The organism is Chryseobacterium paludis (assembly GCF_025403485.1).
Taxonomy (GTDB): Bacteria; Bacteroidota; Bacteroidia; order Flavobacteriales; family Weeksellaceae; genus Chryseobacterium; species Chryseobacterium paludis.
Genome location: NZ_CP099966.1, coordinates 3,847,916 through 3,866,448, shown reverse-complemented (window position 1 = coordinate 3,866,448; position 18,533 = coordinate 3,847,916). Strand labels below are relative to the sequence as shown.

12 protein-coding genes and 1 riboswitch are annotated in these 18,533 nt (G+C 35.8%); all 12 genes read right to left on the bottom strand.

The window, feature by feature from the left end; genetic code table 11:
- Window positions 1-58: 58 nt before the first annotated feature.
- The 12 genes from NG806_RS17500 to NG806_RS17445 all read right to left on the bottom strand — a co-directional run bounded on the left by NG806_RS17500 (window position 59) and on the right by NG806_RS17445 (window position 18,193).
- Complete coding sequence (locus tag NG806_RS17500; RefSeq protein ID WP_261510924.1) at window positions 59-772, bottom strand: hypothetical protein; 714 nt, start codon at window positions 770-772, stop codon at window positions 59-61.
- Between the two features lie 94 nt (window positions 773-866).
- Entirely contained in the window at window positions 867-1,583 is a 717-nt protein-coding gene (locus NG806_RS17495) for a hypothetical protein (RefSeq protein ID WP_261510923.1), read from the bottom strand.
- A gap of 627 nt (window positions 1,584-2,210) precedes the next feature.
- Window positions 2,211-4,169 carry a heavy metal translocating P-type ATPase gene (locus NG806_RS17490; RefSeq protein ID WP_261510922.1) on the bottom strand — a complete coding sequence of 653 codons (1,959 nt, stop codon included), beginning with the start codon at window positions 4,167-4,169 and terminating at the stop codon, window positions 2,211-2,213.
- A gap of 44 nt (window positions 4,170-4,213) precedes the next feature.
- Window positions 4,214-4,633: a Fur family transcriptional regulator gene (locus NG806_RS17485; protein WP_214830829.1), complete on the bottom strand. Its 420-nt coding sequence runs from the start codon at window positions 4,631-4,633 to the stop codon at window positions 4,214-4,216.
- A 15-nt stretch (window positions 4,634-4,648) separates the two neighbouring features.
- Window positions 4,649-5,545, bottom strand: a complete 897-nt coding sequence (locus tag NG806_RS17480; protein WP_261513114.1) for a cation diffusion facilitator family transporter — start codon at window positions 5,543-5,545, stop codon at window positions 4,649-4,651.
- A gap of 20 nt (window positions 5,546-5,565) precedes the next feature.
- Window positions 5,566-6,447: a bestrophin family protein gene (locus NG806_RS17475; protein ID WP_214830827.1), complete on the bottom strand. Its 882-nt coding sequence runs from the start codon at window positions 6,445-6,447 to the stop codon at window positions 5,566-5,568.
- Window positions 6,448-6,477: 30 nt separating this feature from the next.
- Window positions 6,478-7,218: a methyltransferase family protein gene (locus tag NG806_RS17470; protein WP_214830824.1), complete on the bottom strand. Its 741-nt coding sequence runs from the start codon at window positions 7,216-7,218 to the stop codon at window positions 6,478-6,480.
- 39 nt (window positions 7,219-7,257) lie between these two features.
- Window positions 7,258-8,505 (bottom strand): efflux RND transporter periplasmic adaptor subunit, encoded by a 1,248-nt coding sequence (locus tag NG806_RS17465; protein WP_261510921.1) that lies wholly within the window; start codon window positions 8,503-8,505, stop codon window positions 7,258-7,260.
- Between the two features lies 1 nt (window position 8,506).
- Window positions 8,507-12,865: a CusA/CzcA family heavy metal efflux RND transporter gene (locus NG806_RS17460; protein WP_261510920.1), complete on the bottom strand. Its 4,359-nt coding sequence runs from the start codon at window positions 12,863-12,865 to the stop codon at window positions 8,507-8,509.
- Window positions 12,866-13,005: 140 nt separating this feature from the next.
- Window positions 13,006-13,329, bottom strand: coding sequence for a DUF6660 family protein (locus NG806_RS17455; protein WP_214830818.1), 324 nt, complete (start codon window positions 13,327-13,329; stop codon window positions 13,006-13,008).
- A gap of 440 nt (window positions 13,330-13,769) precedes the next feature.
- Window positions 13,770-15,260, bottom strand: a complete 1,491-nt coding sequence (locus NG806_RS17450; protein WP_261510919.1) for a RagB/SusD family nutrient uptake outer membrane protein — start codon at window positions 15,258-15,260, stop codon at window positions 13,770-13,772.
- Between the two features lie 17 nt (window positions 15,261-15,277).
- On the bottom strand, window positions 15,278-18,193 hold the full coding sequence (locus tag NG806_RS17445; protein ID WP_261510918.1) for a SusC/RagA family TonB-linked outer membrane protein: 2,916 nt from the start codon (window positions 18,191-18,193) through the stop codon (window positions 15,278-15,280).
- Window positions 18,194-18,276: 83 nt separating this feature from the next.
- A riboswitch (SAM riboswitch) is annotated at window positions 18,277-18,373 on the bottom strand.
- Between the last annotated feature and the right edge of the window lie 160 nt (window positions 18,374-18,533).

The following is an 18,533-nucleotide window of genomic DNA, read 5'->3' as shown; positions in this document are numbered from 1 at the left end:
CCATAGATTTAATATATACCAGATAAATTCCCCGGGCTCTCCCGGGAAATTCTTTAGATTAAAGTTCTTCTATTAAAAGGTAGGTTCCTACAGTATCTGTTGTAGCCGCTCCTGAAAGCCAATAAGAAGCGGCAGATGACCCAAATCTAGCTTTTAATTCTACATAACTGGGATTAGCTCCTGTAGATAGTATTATAATTGGAGGAGTAACTCCTCCATCATCCCACGTTTCTGTAGAAGATTCTGTATAGCCTCGTGTAGAAACGATAGTTTTAGCATCCCCACCAGCTTGAAATAATGTTGAAATGTATCCAGGAGCATTCTTAGAAGCAGTACTTTGCGAACCTTTAACTCCGATATATCCTGTTATTTTAAAATTTCTATTGGGGGGTAAATTAATACGATCCTTAGCGCTATTCAGTGTTATTAGATTTGTATTAATTCCAGTTATAGAACCATCATAAGTTACATTATATTCAGTATCTCTAACAGCAAGACGTTGGGGTTCGCTTCTATTAACAAGTATAATAACTTTAGAGTTTATCGCTGTATGGTCATTACTTTTTATTTTATTGACATTAACCTTTCTTATGTTTCCATCCGTATCAGGTGTTAAAACATATTTTGGAGCTGTAGTGATACTATCCGTCTTTCTAATTCGGGCATCCCCGTTTACATCCAGTGTTGCAGTTGGAGTAGCCGTATTAATTCCTACCTGCGCTTGCAGGTAAGCTCCCAATAAAATACTGGAAATAAATAATAATTTTTTCATGTGTGTATTTGTTAAAATTAAAAATCTGTATTCTTGTTTAAAATTACCATAGGATTAATATATACCAGATATATTCCCCGGGGAATTCTTTAGATTAAAGTTCTTCTATTAAAAGGTAGGTTCCTACAGTTGCTTGTGTAGCCGCTCCTGAAAGCCAATAATTACTGGTGCTACCTGATCCATATCTAACTTTTAATTCTACATAACTGGGATTAGCTCCTGTAGATAGTATTATACTTGGAGGAGTTACTCCTCCATCATCCCACGTTTCTGTAGAAGATTCTGAATAACCTCGTGTAGAAACTATAGTTGTAACATCCCCACCAGCTTGAAATAATGTTGAAATGTATCCAGGACTAGTGGTAGAACCAGTATTGGTACTACCTTTAACTCCAATATATCCTGTGATTTTAAAGTTTCTGTTGGAGGGTAAATTAATACGATCCTTAGCGCTATTCAGTGTTATTAGATTTGTATTAATTCCAGTTATAGGACCATCATAAGTTACATTATAATCAGTATCTCTAACAGCAAGACGTTGGGGTGAGCGTTTATTAACAAGTACAATAACTTTAGAGTTTATTGCTGTATGGTCATTACTTTTTATTTTATTGACATTAACCTTTTTTATGTTTCCATCCGCATCAGGTGTTAAAACATATTTTGGGGCTGTAGTGATACTGTCCGTCTTTCTAATTCGGGCATCCCCGTTTACATCCAGTCTTGCAGTTGGAGTAGTCGTTTTAATTCCTACCTGTGCTTGTAAGTAAGCTCCCAATAAAATACTGGAAATAAATAATAATTTTTTCATGTGTGTATTTGTTAAAATTAAAAAATTGTGTGTATTGTATAAAGTGCCTGTAGTCCCTGAAAAATCAGCGATTACCTCCAATAAGTGATCCATAGCTGAATGTCCTTATTCAACTATTTTATATGCTAAAAATCAATTATTGTATATTACAGAATGTACTTTCCTTATCTCTAAAAAGAGCGGACTGATGTGTTTTAGGATAATTTTTTTTCAATGTGTTTTTTTATATTTAATTAATTTATTTAATGATTAGCAGCTATAACTACCTCTATCATAGAGAGGAGGGATATGAATTAACTAAATTTCTGCAAAGAAAAACTCTTTTTTGCAGAAAACAAAATATTAGTTGTTATCTTTTAAAATAAAATCATAAATCACACCTTATTATCTCATAATTAGGAAATTTAACGCCTTATTATCTATTTGGATTATTATTTTTTCCCATCGGAAACAGTTACTCGAATTTTCCGAGTAACTGAACATTCTTCTCATTCGTTATTATCCTGGATCCCAAAACATTTTCTAATTCTTTGCGACATGAACCATACAGATTTTTGTGTGATATCTAAATTACGGCTTAGCTATAAAGATGAAATTCCCTTTTTGTGAAAAGTAGCTAAAGCCCCATCAAAATTTCATTCTTTGTATTCTTACGGCATTCAGGATCGCAATCAGAGAAACTCCTACATCCGCAAATACAGCTTCCCACATGGTTGCCAAACCTCCGGCTCCCAGAATTAAAACAATTCCTTTAACAACAAATGCCAAGATGATATTCTGCCAAACGATCTGTTTTGTTTTCTTTCCAATATGAATTGCCATCGGAATTTTACTCGGCATATCATCCTGTATCACAACATCAGCAGTTTCAATTGTTGCATCACTTCCTAATCCACCCATTGCAATTCCTACATCACTTAAAGCGACAACGGGTGCATCATTCACTCCATCTCCGACAAAGGCAACCGTTTCATTTTTAGCCTTGATCTCCTTTACTTTATTCACTTTATCTTCCGGAAGTAAATCCCCATAAGCATTCTGAATTCCTAAAGTATCTGCTACATATTTTACCACTGAGGTTTTATCACCACTCAGCATGGTTGTTTTTATGTTTAATGCTCTTAGCTTGTTGATCGTCTGCTGAGCATCATCTTTAATACGGTCTGCAATGGTAAGATATCCTACAAATTTCTTATCATAACCTACCGCAATCAGGGTATATACAATATGATCAGGATTAATATCGTAGGTAATATTGAACTTATCCATTAATTTGAAGTTTCCAACTAACAATTCCTTTCCGTTAATTGTTGCTTTCAATCCATGTCCAGCAATTTCTTCTACATTTTCTAAAGGAAGCGAGTGATCTATTTCACCCACATATTCATGGATAGCCGTTGCTACAGGGTGGGTACTCTGGCTTTCTAAAACATTGACCAATTTTAATATTTCTTTTTTATCAAATTCAGATTTGAAATCTACTTCCTGAACTTTAAAAACACCCTCTGTCATGGTTCCGGTCTTATCCATCACCACATTCTGAATATTAGCAAGAGCATCTAAGAAATTACTTCCTTTAAACAAGATCCCATTTCTGCTTCCGGCTCCAATCCCGCCAAAATATCCCAATGGAATAGAAATTACCAAAGCACAAGGACAAGAAATCACCAAGAACACTAAGGCTCTGTATAACCAGTCTCTAAACTGATAATCCGCTACAAAAAAATAAGGCAATAAGGTAATTGCTATGGCAAGAAGCACCACAATCGGGGTATATACTTTTGCAAATTTTCTGATGAATAATTCGGTTGGTGCTTTCTGGGCAGTTGCATTTTGAACGAGTTCCAAAATTTTACTCAATTTACTGTCCTGATAAGCAGTAGTCACCTTAATCTGACTTACTGTATTTAAGTTAATCATCCCTGCCAGAACTGTTTCACCTTTTGATTTTGTATCAGGTTTACTTTCCCCTGTAAGGGCTGCTGTATTAAACGCTGCTGTTTCAGAAAGTAATTCGCCGTCCAACCCTAATTTCTCTCCAGACTTCAGCTGGATAATTTCACCAATACCTACAGTTTCAGCTTTTACAGTTTGTGGCTGACCATCTTTTAAAACCGTCACCTCATCGGGACGCTGATCTAATAGTGATTTAATATTACTTTTCGCTCTTGTAACAGCTAATGCCTGAAATACCTCTCCTACAGCATAAAACAGCATTACGGCTACTCCTTCCGGATATTGTGCAATAACAAATGCCCCTACTGTCGCAATTCCCATTAAAAAGAATTCTGAAAAAACATCACCTTTTATAATGCTTTCATAAGCTTCTCTTAATACGGGAAGTCCTACAGGAATATATGCCACTGAATACCAAGCGATACGAACCCAACCGGTAAACCATTCTGTTTTTATATAATTATCTAAAGCAACCCCTATCATTAAAAGAATAAAAGAGATCACCGCAGGTAAGAATAATTGAAACGTCGTTTTATCCGACGTATCGTGAGAATGCCCATGATCATGGCCGTCTCCTTCAAAGTGATCGTGCTTTTTTTCTTGAGGTTTTGTATCACAGCATTTTTCCATAACTTATAATTTTCAACAAAATTAATTTTAAAACAGTTGCAATACTATTGCAAACTTTCAAGACAGGTTTCACAAATACCTTTGGCAAAAAGTCTTATTTCATCAATCCTGAAATTTGTCTGTATATTTTCCGGAAACGAAATATCTTCCTTACATGTGGTTTGCTTACAAATCTTACAGTAGAAGTGAAGATGCCAGTCTTTGTGTGTTTTTTCATCACAATCATCATCACAAAGTTTATACTTGGTTGTTGTATTTTCCTGTATACTATGAACAATCCCTTTTTCTTCAAAGGTTTTCAACGTCCTGTAAATTGTTGTCCTGTCCGCGTTGTCAAAAGAATTTTCAATTTCAGACAACGATAAAGCCATTTCCTGAGAGCTTAAAAAATCATATACCAGAATCCGCATACTTGTCGGTTTGGTATTTTTATCTATCAGTTTATTTTCTATCTCTTTTTTCATTTTCTGCTATTTTAATTAAGAATGGACAGCCCCTTCCTTGTATCCCTCCTCCTCTATCTGAAAGGTCGTATGACTGATTTTAAACTTGGTCATCGCCTCTTCTGTAAGGGCTTCCAGCAACTGATTCTGAGTAATCATATCGTCTTTAACAACATGAGCACTCATTGCATTAATTCCTGAAGTAAGTGACCATACATGAAGATCATGAAGGCCTTTTACTCCGCGAATTTGTTCTAAGGATTTACGAAGAAGATCTATATCTACATCTTTAGGTGTGCTTTCCAATAATACATTTACAGCTTCTTTCAGAAGGCGCCATGTCCTTGGAAAGATCAGCAATCCAATGGCTGCTGAGATCAATGGATCTGCATAATACCAATTGGTTGTAAGCATAATCACACCAGCAATCATCACCCCTATTGAGGTAAGCATATCTGAAAGCACTTCAAAATAAGCTCCTTTCATATTCAGACTTGCCTCAGAATCTTTTCTAAGGATCATCATGCCAACAATATTAACTACTAAACCAATTCCTGCGACAATCAACATCGATTTACTCTGCACTTCCGGTGGATTCTGAAATCGCTGATAAGCTTCATACAAAACATACAGGGAAATTCCCAATAGTACTACAGCATTAATTACAGCCGCTAATATTTCTGTTCGGTAATAGCCAAAAGTTTTTTTAGAATCAGCTTTACGCTCTCCTATTTTTATGGCGATAAATGCCAGAAGCAATCCCACCACATCGGTAAGCATATGTGCGGCATCAGCTAATAATGCAAGACTGTTAGTAATAACACCTCCAATAACCTCGGCTATAAGGTAGGTTCCACTTAAAGCTAATACAAGAAGAAGATTTTTTTTGTGTTTACTTGCCGCCGAAGCGGTCTGTGTATTTTTTTCGTTCATCATTTCAGAAATAGGTTTAATTACATTTCATAGTATAAAGGATTCTCTTTCTTCATAGGAACATTTTGTTCTCCAATCATCTGTCTCAGATTAATTTCTATAGTCTGCGCCAGGGAAGTCATTGGCGTATCAACAGGAGTATTTTCAAATGGATCCTGCATGATAATAGATGTTCTCTCAATGGCAATAAACATAGTGGGAACCAAAAAAGTAAGTGCGATCTCAACTATTAACTGGTTATCATCCAGACCAAATGGCAGTATAGCCGCAAACACATAAATTAATACATGAACTAAAATACTATAGGATCTCGGGAAAACAGTATTTTTAAGCCGTTCACATTTTCCCATACTGTCACAAAGTTTAGTTATTGCATCATTAAGCTGTAATTGCTGAAATTCTGAAATAGATTTTGCATACATTATTTCTTTAACCTGCTTAGAATGTTCATCGAGCAAAGCATTAGGAATATTAAACCCCGAAATTTTATTTGCACCCAGATAATCCTGTACACGATCAGAAAAAGGCTGTTTCCTTAAGGATTCTCCAAGTGCGTACGTCCAGACAATCTGTCTTTCAGCAAACTTCTCAACTTCTTTATCATGACCTTCCGGTAAAAATTGCATGACCAATCTTACAAAAGTCCGCGAGTCATTCACAATAGCTCCCCAAACAATTCTTGCCTCCCACCATCGCTCATAGGATTGTGAAGTACGGAAAGCCAATAACAGAGATACCGCAGTTCCTATAAGTGCAGGCACATTCAATGGAAGTGATATCTTACGAAATCCAGGTAATAAATCTAAAAGTCCTATGGATACAGCAAATATAAAGAGGAAAAGCATCTGAGATTTTATTTCATTGACGAAATACCAAATGGATAATCTTTTATTTAATAACATAATTGTTCTTTTTAATTAAGTTTTAATCCTTTACGATCTATTATTTTCCAAAAAACCTGTTTTCATTTTTAACACTTTAAGTACAATGTAAATAATCATTGTAAAAATAGTTCCTGAAATGAAAAATAAGTTATGATCAGAATGATTTCTAATCCATTCCCCAATTAAATCAAACACCATGAAAATCAGAAACATGGCAAAAAGCCCGTTCTTTTCTTTCTTCAGCACCTTTTTTATACTAAAAGACAACTCATTCTTTGTAAACAACCCTAAGTTAGGGATAAAAACCGGTACTTTATCTGCCCATGATCTATATTTTTCACCAAATTTTCTTTCTAAAAATTGTTCTTCTGCATATATAATTCTTTCGTAATAGATCCAGTAAAAAAGAACAAAAGAAATGATAAACCATAAGTTCTCTGTAAACATTGCAAGGCCTAACCACATAAAGAAATTTCCCAAATACAATGGATTTCTTACTACGCTGTAAATTCCTGTTGTATTAAGAGTATCAGCCACCTGCCCTTCCGAAGTATTTCTTCCCGACGTATTCTTAGGTGTATATCCCACCGTGTATATTCTAATTCCGAGGCCAATCATACTTACGAATAAGCATGCAAATTCATAGAATATGGTACAGCTGTTTGTTTCTTCTTTTAAATTAGTTTGGATAGAAACTACTAAACCGACAAATAAAATACCTATCGGTAAAGTACTTCTATATTTAAACAGCCAGTTTCCCTGTTTTTCAAGTTCTTCTTTTAAAGCCATTTTTCAATTTTTTCTTATTTGTGTTTTTATTTAGATAATCTATTCATCATGTTCTCCGCCATTCGTAAGCTTGGCATTGACAAAAAATGCACTCTTTACAACTATTTTAGAATCCGAAGCAATTTCCCGTACCGGAGTAACAGCCGTATATCCCATATCAGTAGAACCTTTTACAACTTCTATTTTTTCAAAATTGACTGTTTTAATATTCTTTTTAGGTTTCCCGGCTTTTATCTCAGTTTCATCATGATCCTCTTCCGGCTTTTTATCCGTCTGTACAAAGACATAAAACTTTCCATCTGCTTCTACTATTGCTTCATTAGGGATCGCAGGCGTTGTGCTGTAATCGAGACTTACGATTCCGGTAATGTTCATACCGTCAATAAGACCTGTTTTATTTCCTGTTACATTACAGTGTACAGAAATTGTTTTGCTATCATTTTCGAATGATGACCCTATACTATACACTTTTGCATCATATTCCGTTTCAGGGTTATTGGTCAGTTTAAAATGTACGATCTGTCCCACTCTCATTTTTGGCAGATCTTTTTCAAAAATCTGCAGATCTAAATGTATCGATTGGTTATCAATAATTTCTGCAACAGGGGATGAAACATCTACATAGCTTCCTATCTGGGCAGCAATACTACTGATTGTCCCACTTATTGGCGCCGTAATTACCAGGCCGGATCTCATATTTGCATTATTTACACTTCCGGGATTTATTCCCATCATTTGAAGTTGTCTCAGCAAGGATGCCTTTCTTGTTCTTAACGTTTTCAATTCCGAATCAGAGCTTTGAAGATTTTTCTTTGCTCCGGCATCATTATCAAAAAGCTCCCGCTGTCTTCTGTATTCCTGTTCAGCAAAAGTGATCCTGCTGTTCGTAGTCAGATAGTCTTCCTGGAGCTGAATGAATTCAGGGTTTGCAATGGTTGCAATTACCTGTCCTTTATTTACAAAACTTCCTACCTGAACATTGAGTGTTTTTATAATTCCTCCATATAGAGAAGTTATTGTTGCTTTATTGTTGTTCGGAACTCTAAGTAATCCATTTGCCTTGATAGTTGAAGTCAATTCCTTCATTTCAATGGTTCCCAGTGTAATTCCTACTGCTTTCATTTGCTCTTCTGTAAGTGAAGCAATCGTTTGAGGAACTTCTGCAGGGCTTTCAGCTTTCTGTTCTGTTTTCCCCGCAGCAGTCTCAGCTACCTCTTTCTTTTTCTCACAACTAATGACGAATAAAGAAAGAAATGTAAAATATATGATGATGTGTTTTTTTCTCATTTTATTTATTAATTATTGAATTAATAGTAACTACAGATTGATTGACCTGCTGAATAGATTCTAAGTATTTTAATTGAATATTAGTAGCTGTCTGTAAGGCAAAAAGATATTCTACATAGGTGATTTCTCCTGTTCTATATCCTAATTGTGCTGCCTTCACTATTTTATCAGCGTTGGGAATAGCCTGCCCCACATAATAATCGTACTGCTGAGCATCCTGCTGATATTGGGTAAAAGCATTTTCCAATTGTGTGGAAAGCTGATTCTTTTTATATTTTGCATTGGTTTCCGCAACCTGCTTCTGATATTCTAATGATTTAATTCTGGCTTTTGTAGCTCCGAACGTTAATGGAATAGCAATTCCCAAAGTCACAGAATTAAAACGGTTTCCTGAATTGTAAAATACATCTTGTTCGTTTTTTTGGTATAATCCAATTAATGACTGGTTGGTATATCCAATACTGAACTCGGGAAGTCCCTGCGATTTTTCGACACTCTTATTTCTTTCGGCAATTTCCATTTCCTGATAAAAAGCTTTTATCGTCGGATTATTATCAACAGCTTTGATATCCAGAACATTTTCAGCTTTTAAAGGTTCATAATTTCCATTAAATGGAATTTCAAAATCCTCTGAAGTATTTAAGAGAACTTTCAGATTTTTATAGGCATTATTTAAATACACCTGATTTTGATTTAGCAGAAGGTTGATTTCCCCCTGTTGGGTTTCAGCAGTACTTATTTCTATTTTTTTGATATCCCCCGCTTTGAATCTTACCGTTGCAATACGGATAAAATCCCGGTAAAGGCTATCCAGATTCTTTAGTTGCGATTTATTGTACTGCAGATATTCTATCTGATAGTAATAAGAACGCACCTGCTTTACCAATTCATTAACAGATACTTCTTTATCGATCTGTTTACTTTTCACTGTTTCCGTGATCAAGTCTTTCCGTGCTTTAAAAATAGTAGGAAATGGGATACTTTGTGAGATCGCAAAAGACTGGTCAAATTTTGGACTGTTATATTGACCAAGCTGAGCGTCAAAACCAAGTTTTGGCAATTCTCTGGCCGTAGGTTTTAATGCTTCTGCAGCCTGAATACTCAGGTCCTTGGATTTTAAAGACAGGTTATTTTCTACTGCCGTTGTTACTGCCTGTTCTACAGAAAGTGTTTTAGACTGTGCATTTAACGTTTGCCCCAACATTAAAAATCCAAGAATGATCACTGTTGTCAGAGGTTTCATTTTTATTTTCTTTAGTGGAATTTTTGTATTGAAAATCATATACAGCATCGGTAATACAAACAGTGTTAAAAAGGTGGCTGAAATTAGTCCTCCTATTACTACTGTTGCCAAAGGTTTTTGAACCTCAGCCCCCGCTCCTGTTGATATCGCCATTGGTAAAAATCCTAATGAGGCCACTGTTGCCGTCATCAAAACAGGACGAAGTCTCGTTTTGGTTCCTTCAATAACTCTTTTTAGAATATCTTTTTCACCTTCTTTTTCTAGTTCATTAAAGGTTCCTATCAAAACGATCCCATTAAGAACTGCGACTCCAAATAATGCTATAAATCCTATTCCTGCACTTATACTGAATGGCATTCCTCTGAGAAGTAAGGCAAATATGCCACCAATAGCACTCATCGGAATAGCAGTAAAGATCAACGCAGCCTGTTTGAAGGAGTGAAAAGTGAAATACAGTAACATAAAGATCAAAAATAACGACACAGGAACAGCGATCGTTAGACGCTTACTTGCCTCCTGTAAATTTTCAAATTGTCCTCCATAAGTAAAATAATATCCTGATGGTAATTTTATCTGTTTTTCAAGCTTCACCTGAATATCTTTTACCACACTTTCAACATCACGCCCTTTTACATTAAATCCAATTACGATTCTTCGTTTCCCTTGCTCACGACTTATTTGCGCCGGACCCAGTTTATAACTGATATTAGCAACCTGTGAAAGAGGAATCTGAGCGCCAGTATTGGTTGTGATCATCAGATTATTCACATCATCGATATTCGTTCTGTTAAGACTGTCTAAACGAACAACTAAGTCAAAACGTCTTTCATTTTCAAAAACCTGTCCCGTGCTTTTCCCTGCAAAAGCAGTACTTAAAGCATTATTAACATCTTCGATACTCAATCCATAATTAGCAATTCTGGTTCTATCATACTCCACATTGATCTGTGGAAGACCACTTACTTTTTCAATCTGTGGCGCCGTTGCTCCATCTACAGTCTGTATTGCTTTTCCTACTTTATCTGCGTAAATGGAAAGGGAATCAAGATTTTCACCAAAGATCTTCACCGCTACATCTTGTCTGATCCCTGTCATTAATTCGTTAAAACGCATCTGTATCGGTTGGTTCTTTTCAAAGAATACTCCCGGAATCGCCTCTAGTTTCTCACTGATCTCATCAGCCAGTTCCGTATATGATTTCTTTGTTTTCCATTCGCTTTGAGGTTCTAAAACCACAATCATATCAGTTGCTTCAGGTGGCATTGGATCGGTCGGCACTTCAGCGGATCCCGTTTTTCCAACGACCATTTTTACCTCATCAAATTGTTTAATAATTCTCGAAGCCTGCATTGAAGTTTCAAGACTTTGACTTAAAGAACTTCCTTGTGGCAAAATACAGTGGAATGCATAATCACCCTCTTGCAGCTGCGGAATAAATTCCCCTCCCATACCTTTAAATATAAAAGCAGCGATAACGAAAATGAAAATTGTTATAGAGACGATCATATATTTTAATCTAATCGCTTTTTGCAACAGCGGCTGATAAATGCGTTGCAGAAAATCCATTATTTTATCACTGATCGTTTTTTTATTTTTAATATTTTTTGAAAGAAACAATGCACTCACCATCGGAATATACGTTACAGATAAAATCGTTGCTCCGATAATGGCAAATCCTACCGTTTTTGCCATCGGGGTAAACATTTTCCCTTCTACTCCCGCTAAAGTAAGGATGGGAATATATACTATCAGAATAATGACTTGTCCAAATATGGCACTGTTCATCATTTTAGATGCGGCAGTTCCCACCTCCTTATCCATCTGGATCTGGGTAAGCCTTCCTTTACTTTTATGATTCAGTATATGTAATGTTGATTCCACAATGATGACAGCTCCATCTACAATTAATCCGAAATCAATAGCCCCTAAGCTCATTAAATTGGCACTGACTCCAAAAACATTCATCATTCCCAGAGCAAACAATAACGAAAGCGGAATTGCTGAGGCCACAATAAGACCAGCTCTAAGATTCCCCAGGAAAACAACAAGTACGAAGATGACAATAAGTGCACCTTCTATTAAGTTTTTTTCTACAGTCTTCATTGCTCTTCCAACCAGATCCGTCCTGTCAAGGAAAGGTTCGATCACCACGTCATTAGGAAGAGATTTTTGAATGGTTGGTATTTTAGCCTTAATATTATCTACGACTTCATTACTATTGGCTCCTTTCAGCATCATGACAACTCCACCTACCGCATCTACTTTTCCATTAAAGGTCATGGCACCGTAACGAACGGCGCTTCCAAAACGAACATCAGCTACATCTTTAATAAAAATCGGAACACTGCCTGTTTCATTTTTTACTGCAATGTTTTTAACATCCTCCAAAGAGGTTACCATACCTATTCCACGAATGAAATACGCATTGGGCTTCCTATCAATATAGGCTCCACCCGTATTTTGGTTGTTTTTTTCTAAAGAGGTAAATATATCTGTAATACTTACTCCCATTGCTTTAAGACGATTTGGGTTGATAGCTACTTCATATTGTTTCAATTCGCCCCCAAAACTATTGACCTCTGCAACTCCAGGAGTTCCATTCAGTTGTCTACGTACGATCCAGTCCTGCATTGTACGTAGTTCTTTAGCATTATATTTTTTCTCACTCCCTTTTTTGGGATGAAGGATATATTGGTATACTTCTCCTAATCCCGTACTTACAGGAGCCATTTCCGGAGTTCCAACACCTTTTGGTATTTCCTCAGCTGCTTCTTTTAATTTCTCACTAATAAGCTGCCGGGCAAAATAGACATCTACATCTTCTTTAAAAACTACGGTAATAACAGAAAGACCAAATCTTGAGATACTCCTTGTATCCTCAATCCCAGGAACATTGGCAATACTCTGTTCGATAGGAAAAGTAACCAACTGCTCTACCTCCTGGCCGGCCAGGGTAGGGCATACAGTAATAATCTGCACCTGATTATTGGTAATATCAGGTACGGCATCTATAGGTAATCTGGTAGCACTCCAAACTCCCCAAATAATCAATAACAAGGTCATAATACCTATGATAAACTTGTTATTGATGCTGAATTTTATGATTTTATCTAACACAAATAAGATTTATTTTATTGAAAATATACGCACGATGGCATTTTAAAATGTCATGTGCAAAAGTATCATGAAGATCCTTGCAATGTAATTGCAAAGTTTCACGTAGGTTAGAAAGCATTACTTTCTAAAAGTCAATAAAATTAAATTTTAGGGGGTTGCCAGATATTCTCGTAAACCTGATAGGCAAAATCATTCTTTTGAAAAAGAATCTTTTTTGAAAAATAAGTCTGAACCTGTTTTGGAACACTTAGTAGGGGTTCTGTTTTGAAAGCTGTCACCGTAATCTGACAGCAGTTGCAGACACATAAAGGAGAACAGATATCGCCTTTGTCTTTTGTATGGGGCTGCCCGATACTTAGTGATGCATTAGTTGTAGATGAATTGGGTTGTTTATGCACATCTTCACATGGCATTAGAGATAATGCCATAAAATAGAATGCTAAAATCCATCTTAACAAGTTCATTGTGACAAAGGTATATTTTTTTTATTAAAAAAAAATTAAATCCCGATATTGTATATTTATTTTAGGCGATAGCCCGCAAAGAACTATATTTAAAATTTAACTAATCATTTATAAAAAACTATATTATTCTTCAGTCTTTTTAACCATACTATTGATAATCATTCAAAAATAGTAGAGAAGTAGAATTCTATTTCACCTCCAAAAATAATAGAGATGAGAACCAATAAAAGACTATTAAAAATTACTTATGATTATTTCCTTGCCAATGAAATAATAGAGCATGATAAAAGTAAAAAGCTTAATCAATTCATGGTAATATTAGATTTATTAATCTATTATAGATATAAAGCAAGTAAAAGAAAATATCGAATTTTCAAGTAAATAAACCCACTTGCAAATACAAGGGGTTTATTTATATCATTTTTCATCAAAAATAATCACTACAAATTTGGATTATTCTCCAGTTCCTTCTGCGGAATCGTAAACAAGTAATATCTACTGTTGGGAGCAAATACAGATTGATCAGGGAAAGCAAATATAGAGTGTCCTCTCCCATTCACTGTTTTCACTGTACCATCCGGAGTTGTTATCTGCACTTTAATCGGTTGTCCACTCGCATCAGTGTATGGTTTTCTTGCTACCGTACCTTGAGTTCTGATAATATCAGACAAAGAGAACCCTTCCCCAAATAATTCTTTTCTTCTTTCAATCAGGACTTCTTTAATCACATCATTCTGTGCTAAAGGTCCAGTATACACATTGGCATGTCGGGCAGATTTTAATTGGTTTAAAATAGTCACCGCATTGGTCACATTTCCATTTCTGGCTTCTGCTTCTGCTTCAATTAAATACATCTCAGCAGCTCTCATGAAGACAATGTCTGCAATAAGATTGGCTTTAAATTTAAATTTAGCATATCTTAAAAGTCCTTCCCTTCCCGGAAGTCCATCCCATTGGAACAACTGATATCTGATGTCATTGGTATCAAACAGATCTTTAAAATAAGGATCGGCCATGAAACTGTAATAATAACTTCCTGAAGAAGAAACATCCAGATAATGAAAGGCATAACTTTCACCTGATTGTTCCTGCGTCTGGCCATGTCCCCAAATCCACTCCGCATTGGTAATATCATTAAATCCATCTTTATATTTTTCAGCGGCCATTAATGGAAATCCTGCTTTTGCTATTTGTGCAGCAGTAACCGCTTTAGCCCATTCTCCAGTATTCAGATAAGTTCTTGCCAACAGTCCGTTTACAACAGACCTGTCAATTTTATCCTTATTATTTCTGGTATAATTCTGCAACAAATTACTGGCTTCTGAAAGGTCATTTTTAATTAAAGTATAGATTTCCTCAAGGGTGGCTCTTTTCTTTCCTACCGAATTCGTTGTAGTAGGTTCAGTATAAATAGGCGCTACCAAAGCATTTTTATCTTTTAAATAACTGAACTGATAAAAACTAGCTAAATTCAAATAACAAAAAGCACGTAAAGCTTTTGCCTGCCCCTTAACCTGATCTTTTTTGGACTGACTCCCTTCTACTCCATCAATTCTTGCTATCACATTATTCATATTATTGATCGTGGAATATAACATACTCCAGATAAATTGCGAGCGACTTCCAGTATTGTTTACCAGATCGGTAAATGCATACGGGGATGCAAATCCATATTTATTTGTGAGAACCGCAACATCACTTCCCATAGCATCACTTGTTCTCAGCACAGTGGAATAACCAATATTAGCATAGGTAGTTCCATCATCATTAAATTTTGCCCAAGCTCCATTAATAACCGTTTCTGCACTTTCAGCAGTTTTAAAAACTTCTGCTTCATTTGCCTGGTTAGTAGGTGCTGTTTCCAGATCATTTGCACAACTGGAAAAAGACAGCGCTGCAATTATAAAGGCTATATATTTTATTTTTTTCATTGCTTTAATTTTAATTTTTAAAGGGTTGCCTGAAGGCCAAAAGTTATTGTTCTCATTGCAGGGTACCTATAATAGGTCGTTCCATCGAGCGTCTGCTCCGGATCCATTCCTTTATGCTTATAAAAAGTAAGTAGATTTTCAGCCTGAAGATAAATTCTAAATTTCTTTAAACCTAACTTCCCAAAATAGTCTGAAGGCAGTGTGTATCCAATGCTTACATTTTTCACTCTGGCATAGGTACCCGAATACAGGAACCTTGAAGATGCAGATGTCCAGTTGTTTGTTTTCGTACTTAAAGCCGGTACATCAGTATTTGGATTTTCCGGCGTCCACCTGTTGATCATTTCAGCACTCCAGGCTCTTCCTGCACTGCTTCCATTAGACATTAGCATCGTGTAATCCGTATCAAGGATCTTACCTCCAACACTGAATGTTACCAATCCTGAAAAATCAAAGTTTTTATAGGTTATGCTTGTGGTCAATCCACCGGAAAACTTAGGTAAAGAAGACCCTTGTAAGGTTTTTGTAGCTTTTGCATACTCTGAAGTTGTCCCTTCCACTGTATTTCCATTCGCATCCTGGTAGATGTATTTCCATAAAGGAGACCCATTGCCTGGATCAACACCCACCCATTCAGGAATAAAGAAATCATAGACTGAACCTCCAACCTGTAATAATTTGGTTCCTGTAACAATAGATCCTTTTGGAAGTTTTGTGATTTTATTTTTCAGAGTGGTTAAATTAAGATCAACGTCCCACTGGAAATCATCTGTTTTAACAGGTGTAGTAAATAATGAGAATTCAAACCCTGTATTTTTCAATTCACCAATATTGGCAGAATACCCGGTAAAACCAAGAGAAGGAGCTAATGGTCTGTCAAATAAAAGATCCTTACTCTGGCGTTGGAAATATTCTACATTCCCTTTAACTCTATTGTTAAGTATTGCAAACTCTAATCCTACATTTAAATTGAGATTTGTCTCCCATTTTAAATTCGGAGTTGGAAGTCTGCTTGCTACAGTTCCTCCTTCACCAAGATTATTGTAAAATGCATATAAACTCTGATAAGCGTAATATGTACTTAATTTATCATTTCCCTGACCTCCGTAACTTGCACGAAGAGTAAGCTGATTAAAGAAATTCAAATTCTTAATAAAATTTTCATTTGAGGCTTTCCATGAACCTCCCACAGACCAGAAAGTCCCCCATCTATTTTCAGGTGAAAATCTTGAAGAACCATCCGCTCTTACAGACCCTGAAATAAAGTAAGTGTTTTTAAAATCATATTCTGCTTTACCTAAAAAACTCAATAGACCTAATTTATCACTATTCCCACTGAATCCTCCCAACAGGGCAGCTGCATCCGGCTCATAATAATAAGGCAGAGAAAACTGACTTCTGTTTCCAGATATTGTTTGATATTCATAATGATAAAATTCCTGCCCTGCCAGAATATTGAAATGGTGCTGGTTGAATTTTTTATCATAGGTCAAAATATTACTGGTTGTATAAGATAGGGTTCTCGAATTTGTTTTCGTTACAGAACCACCTATTTCACTCCCCTCGCCCAACAATGGATTAGAATAATAATGTCCATTATAATTGACCAGGTCAACTGAGAAGCTTGATTTAAATTTTAACTCTGGTAAAAAAGTAAAGTCTAAAAATCCTTTTCCTGAAAAGTTATCTTCTCTGTTTTCGTTTTTATCTAAAGGTAAAGTTGCAGCAGCATTTTGATTCTGTAAAGCACTTGTTGGTCTGTATTTTCCAAAGTCATAGATATTGTTTCCATTGGCATCCAGTCTGTAACTTCCATCCGGATTTCTTTCATAATATGGATAAAAAGAAGGAATTACTCTTGCTGCATTAATGATATTATCTGTTCTTGAATCTGAAGAAGGTGGAGCCTCCTGAAGACTATTGGTATAACTTAAATTAGCACCAATAGTTAACCATTTTTTGACTTCATTATTAATTTTTAATCTGGTGCTGTATTTTTTAAAACCAGAACCAATGGCAATTCCTTTATCATCCAAATACCCTAATGAAAAAAAGTAATTCCCTTTCTCATTTCCACCGCTGAAATCAAGATCGACTTGATTTCTTGAAGCTACTCTCTGAAGAATATCCCGCCAGTCATCATTCCATAAAGCCTTAGCTCCAGGTAAAAGCTTTCCATCGGTTCCTACTGGCTGAGCATAATTTGGTCCATAAGGATTAATTCCCAATTCGTTCACCAAATTGTTTGTAGCCATCTGTGCTGCCTGTTGTGAAGATATCTGAGTTGATTGATATCCATTCCTCAAAGCTTCCCAATACAATTGAAAATACTGATCTGTATTTACCTGCTCATAATCTTTTACTGCTCTGCTGGAAAAACCCTGGCTCATATTAAAGTTGATTCGAGGCTCGCCTTTTTTTCCGGATTTTGTTGTTACTATTATAACACCATTTGCCCCTCGTGATCCATATAAAGAACTCGCTGTAGCATCTTTCAAAACACTGATAGACTCAATATCATTTGGACTGATAGAATTAATGTTTCCATCAAAAGGAATTCCATCTACAACAAATAAAGGATTGCTCGAAGCACTGATAGATCCGATCCCTCTGATACGTATCGTTGCTGTGGCTCCAGGTTGTCCGGAGGAACTTACTGCCTGCAGTCCTGCCACTTGCCCTTCCAGTGCCTTGGTAATATTAGTAACTGGTCTGTTATTAATCTTTTCACTTGAGATTGTTGCTACAGAACCTGTATAACTTGTTTTTTTTGCTTTACCGTAAGCAACTACGACAACTTCATCAATATCTTTTTCCCGAAGTGTATCTTTTTTAGGCTTTGTTTCCTGACCATTCACACTCATAATTCCTAAGAAAAACAAAGCACTTGGTGGAATCCAAATTTTAGCCTTAAATAAATTTTTACTAACCATAATCAATTTTATTTATGAAATATTAAAAAATAACCCTTTGCGGAAAAGACAGCAAAGGGCATCAATAAATTTGATTAACCTAATGCTTATTTTCCCTTAAAAGGCTGAATGTAACACCTTGCATTATGCAGGTTGTTAAGATTTCACAGGGTCAGTTCCCTCCATCTTTCTTTATAAGCCGATCGAAATATGGTTGCAAATCTAAAAACAATTAGTCTATAAAACAAGTAGACTATTAAATTTTTTATTAAAATTTCTCAAAAATTAACTAAATTTTTACATAAACTGCCTATCAATAGACCTTTAGAAAAAATGTTAATTTTTCAAACATGAGAAATAT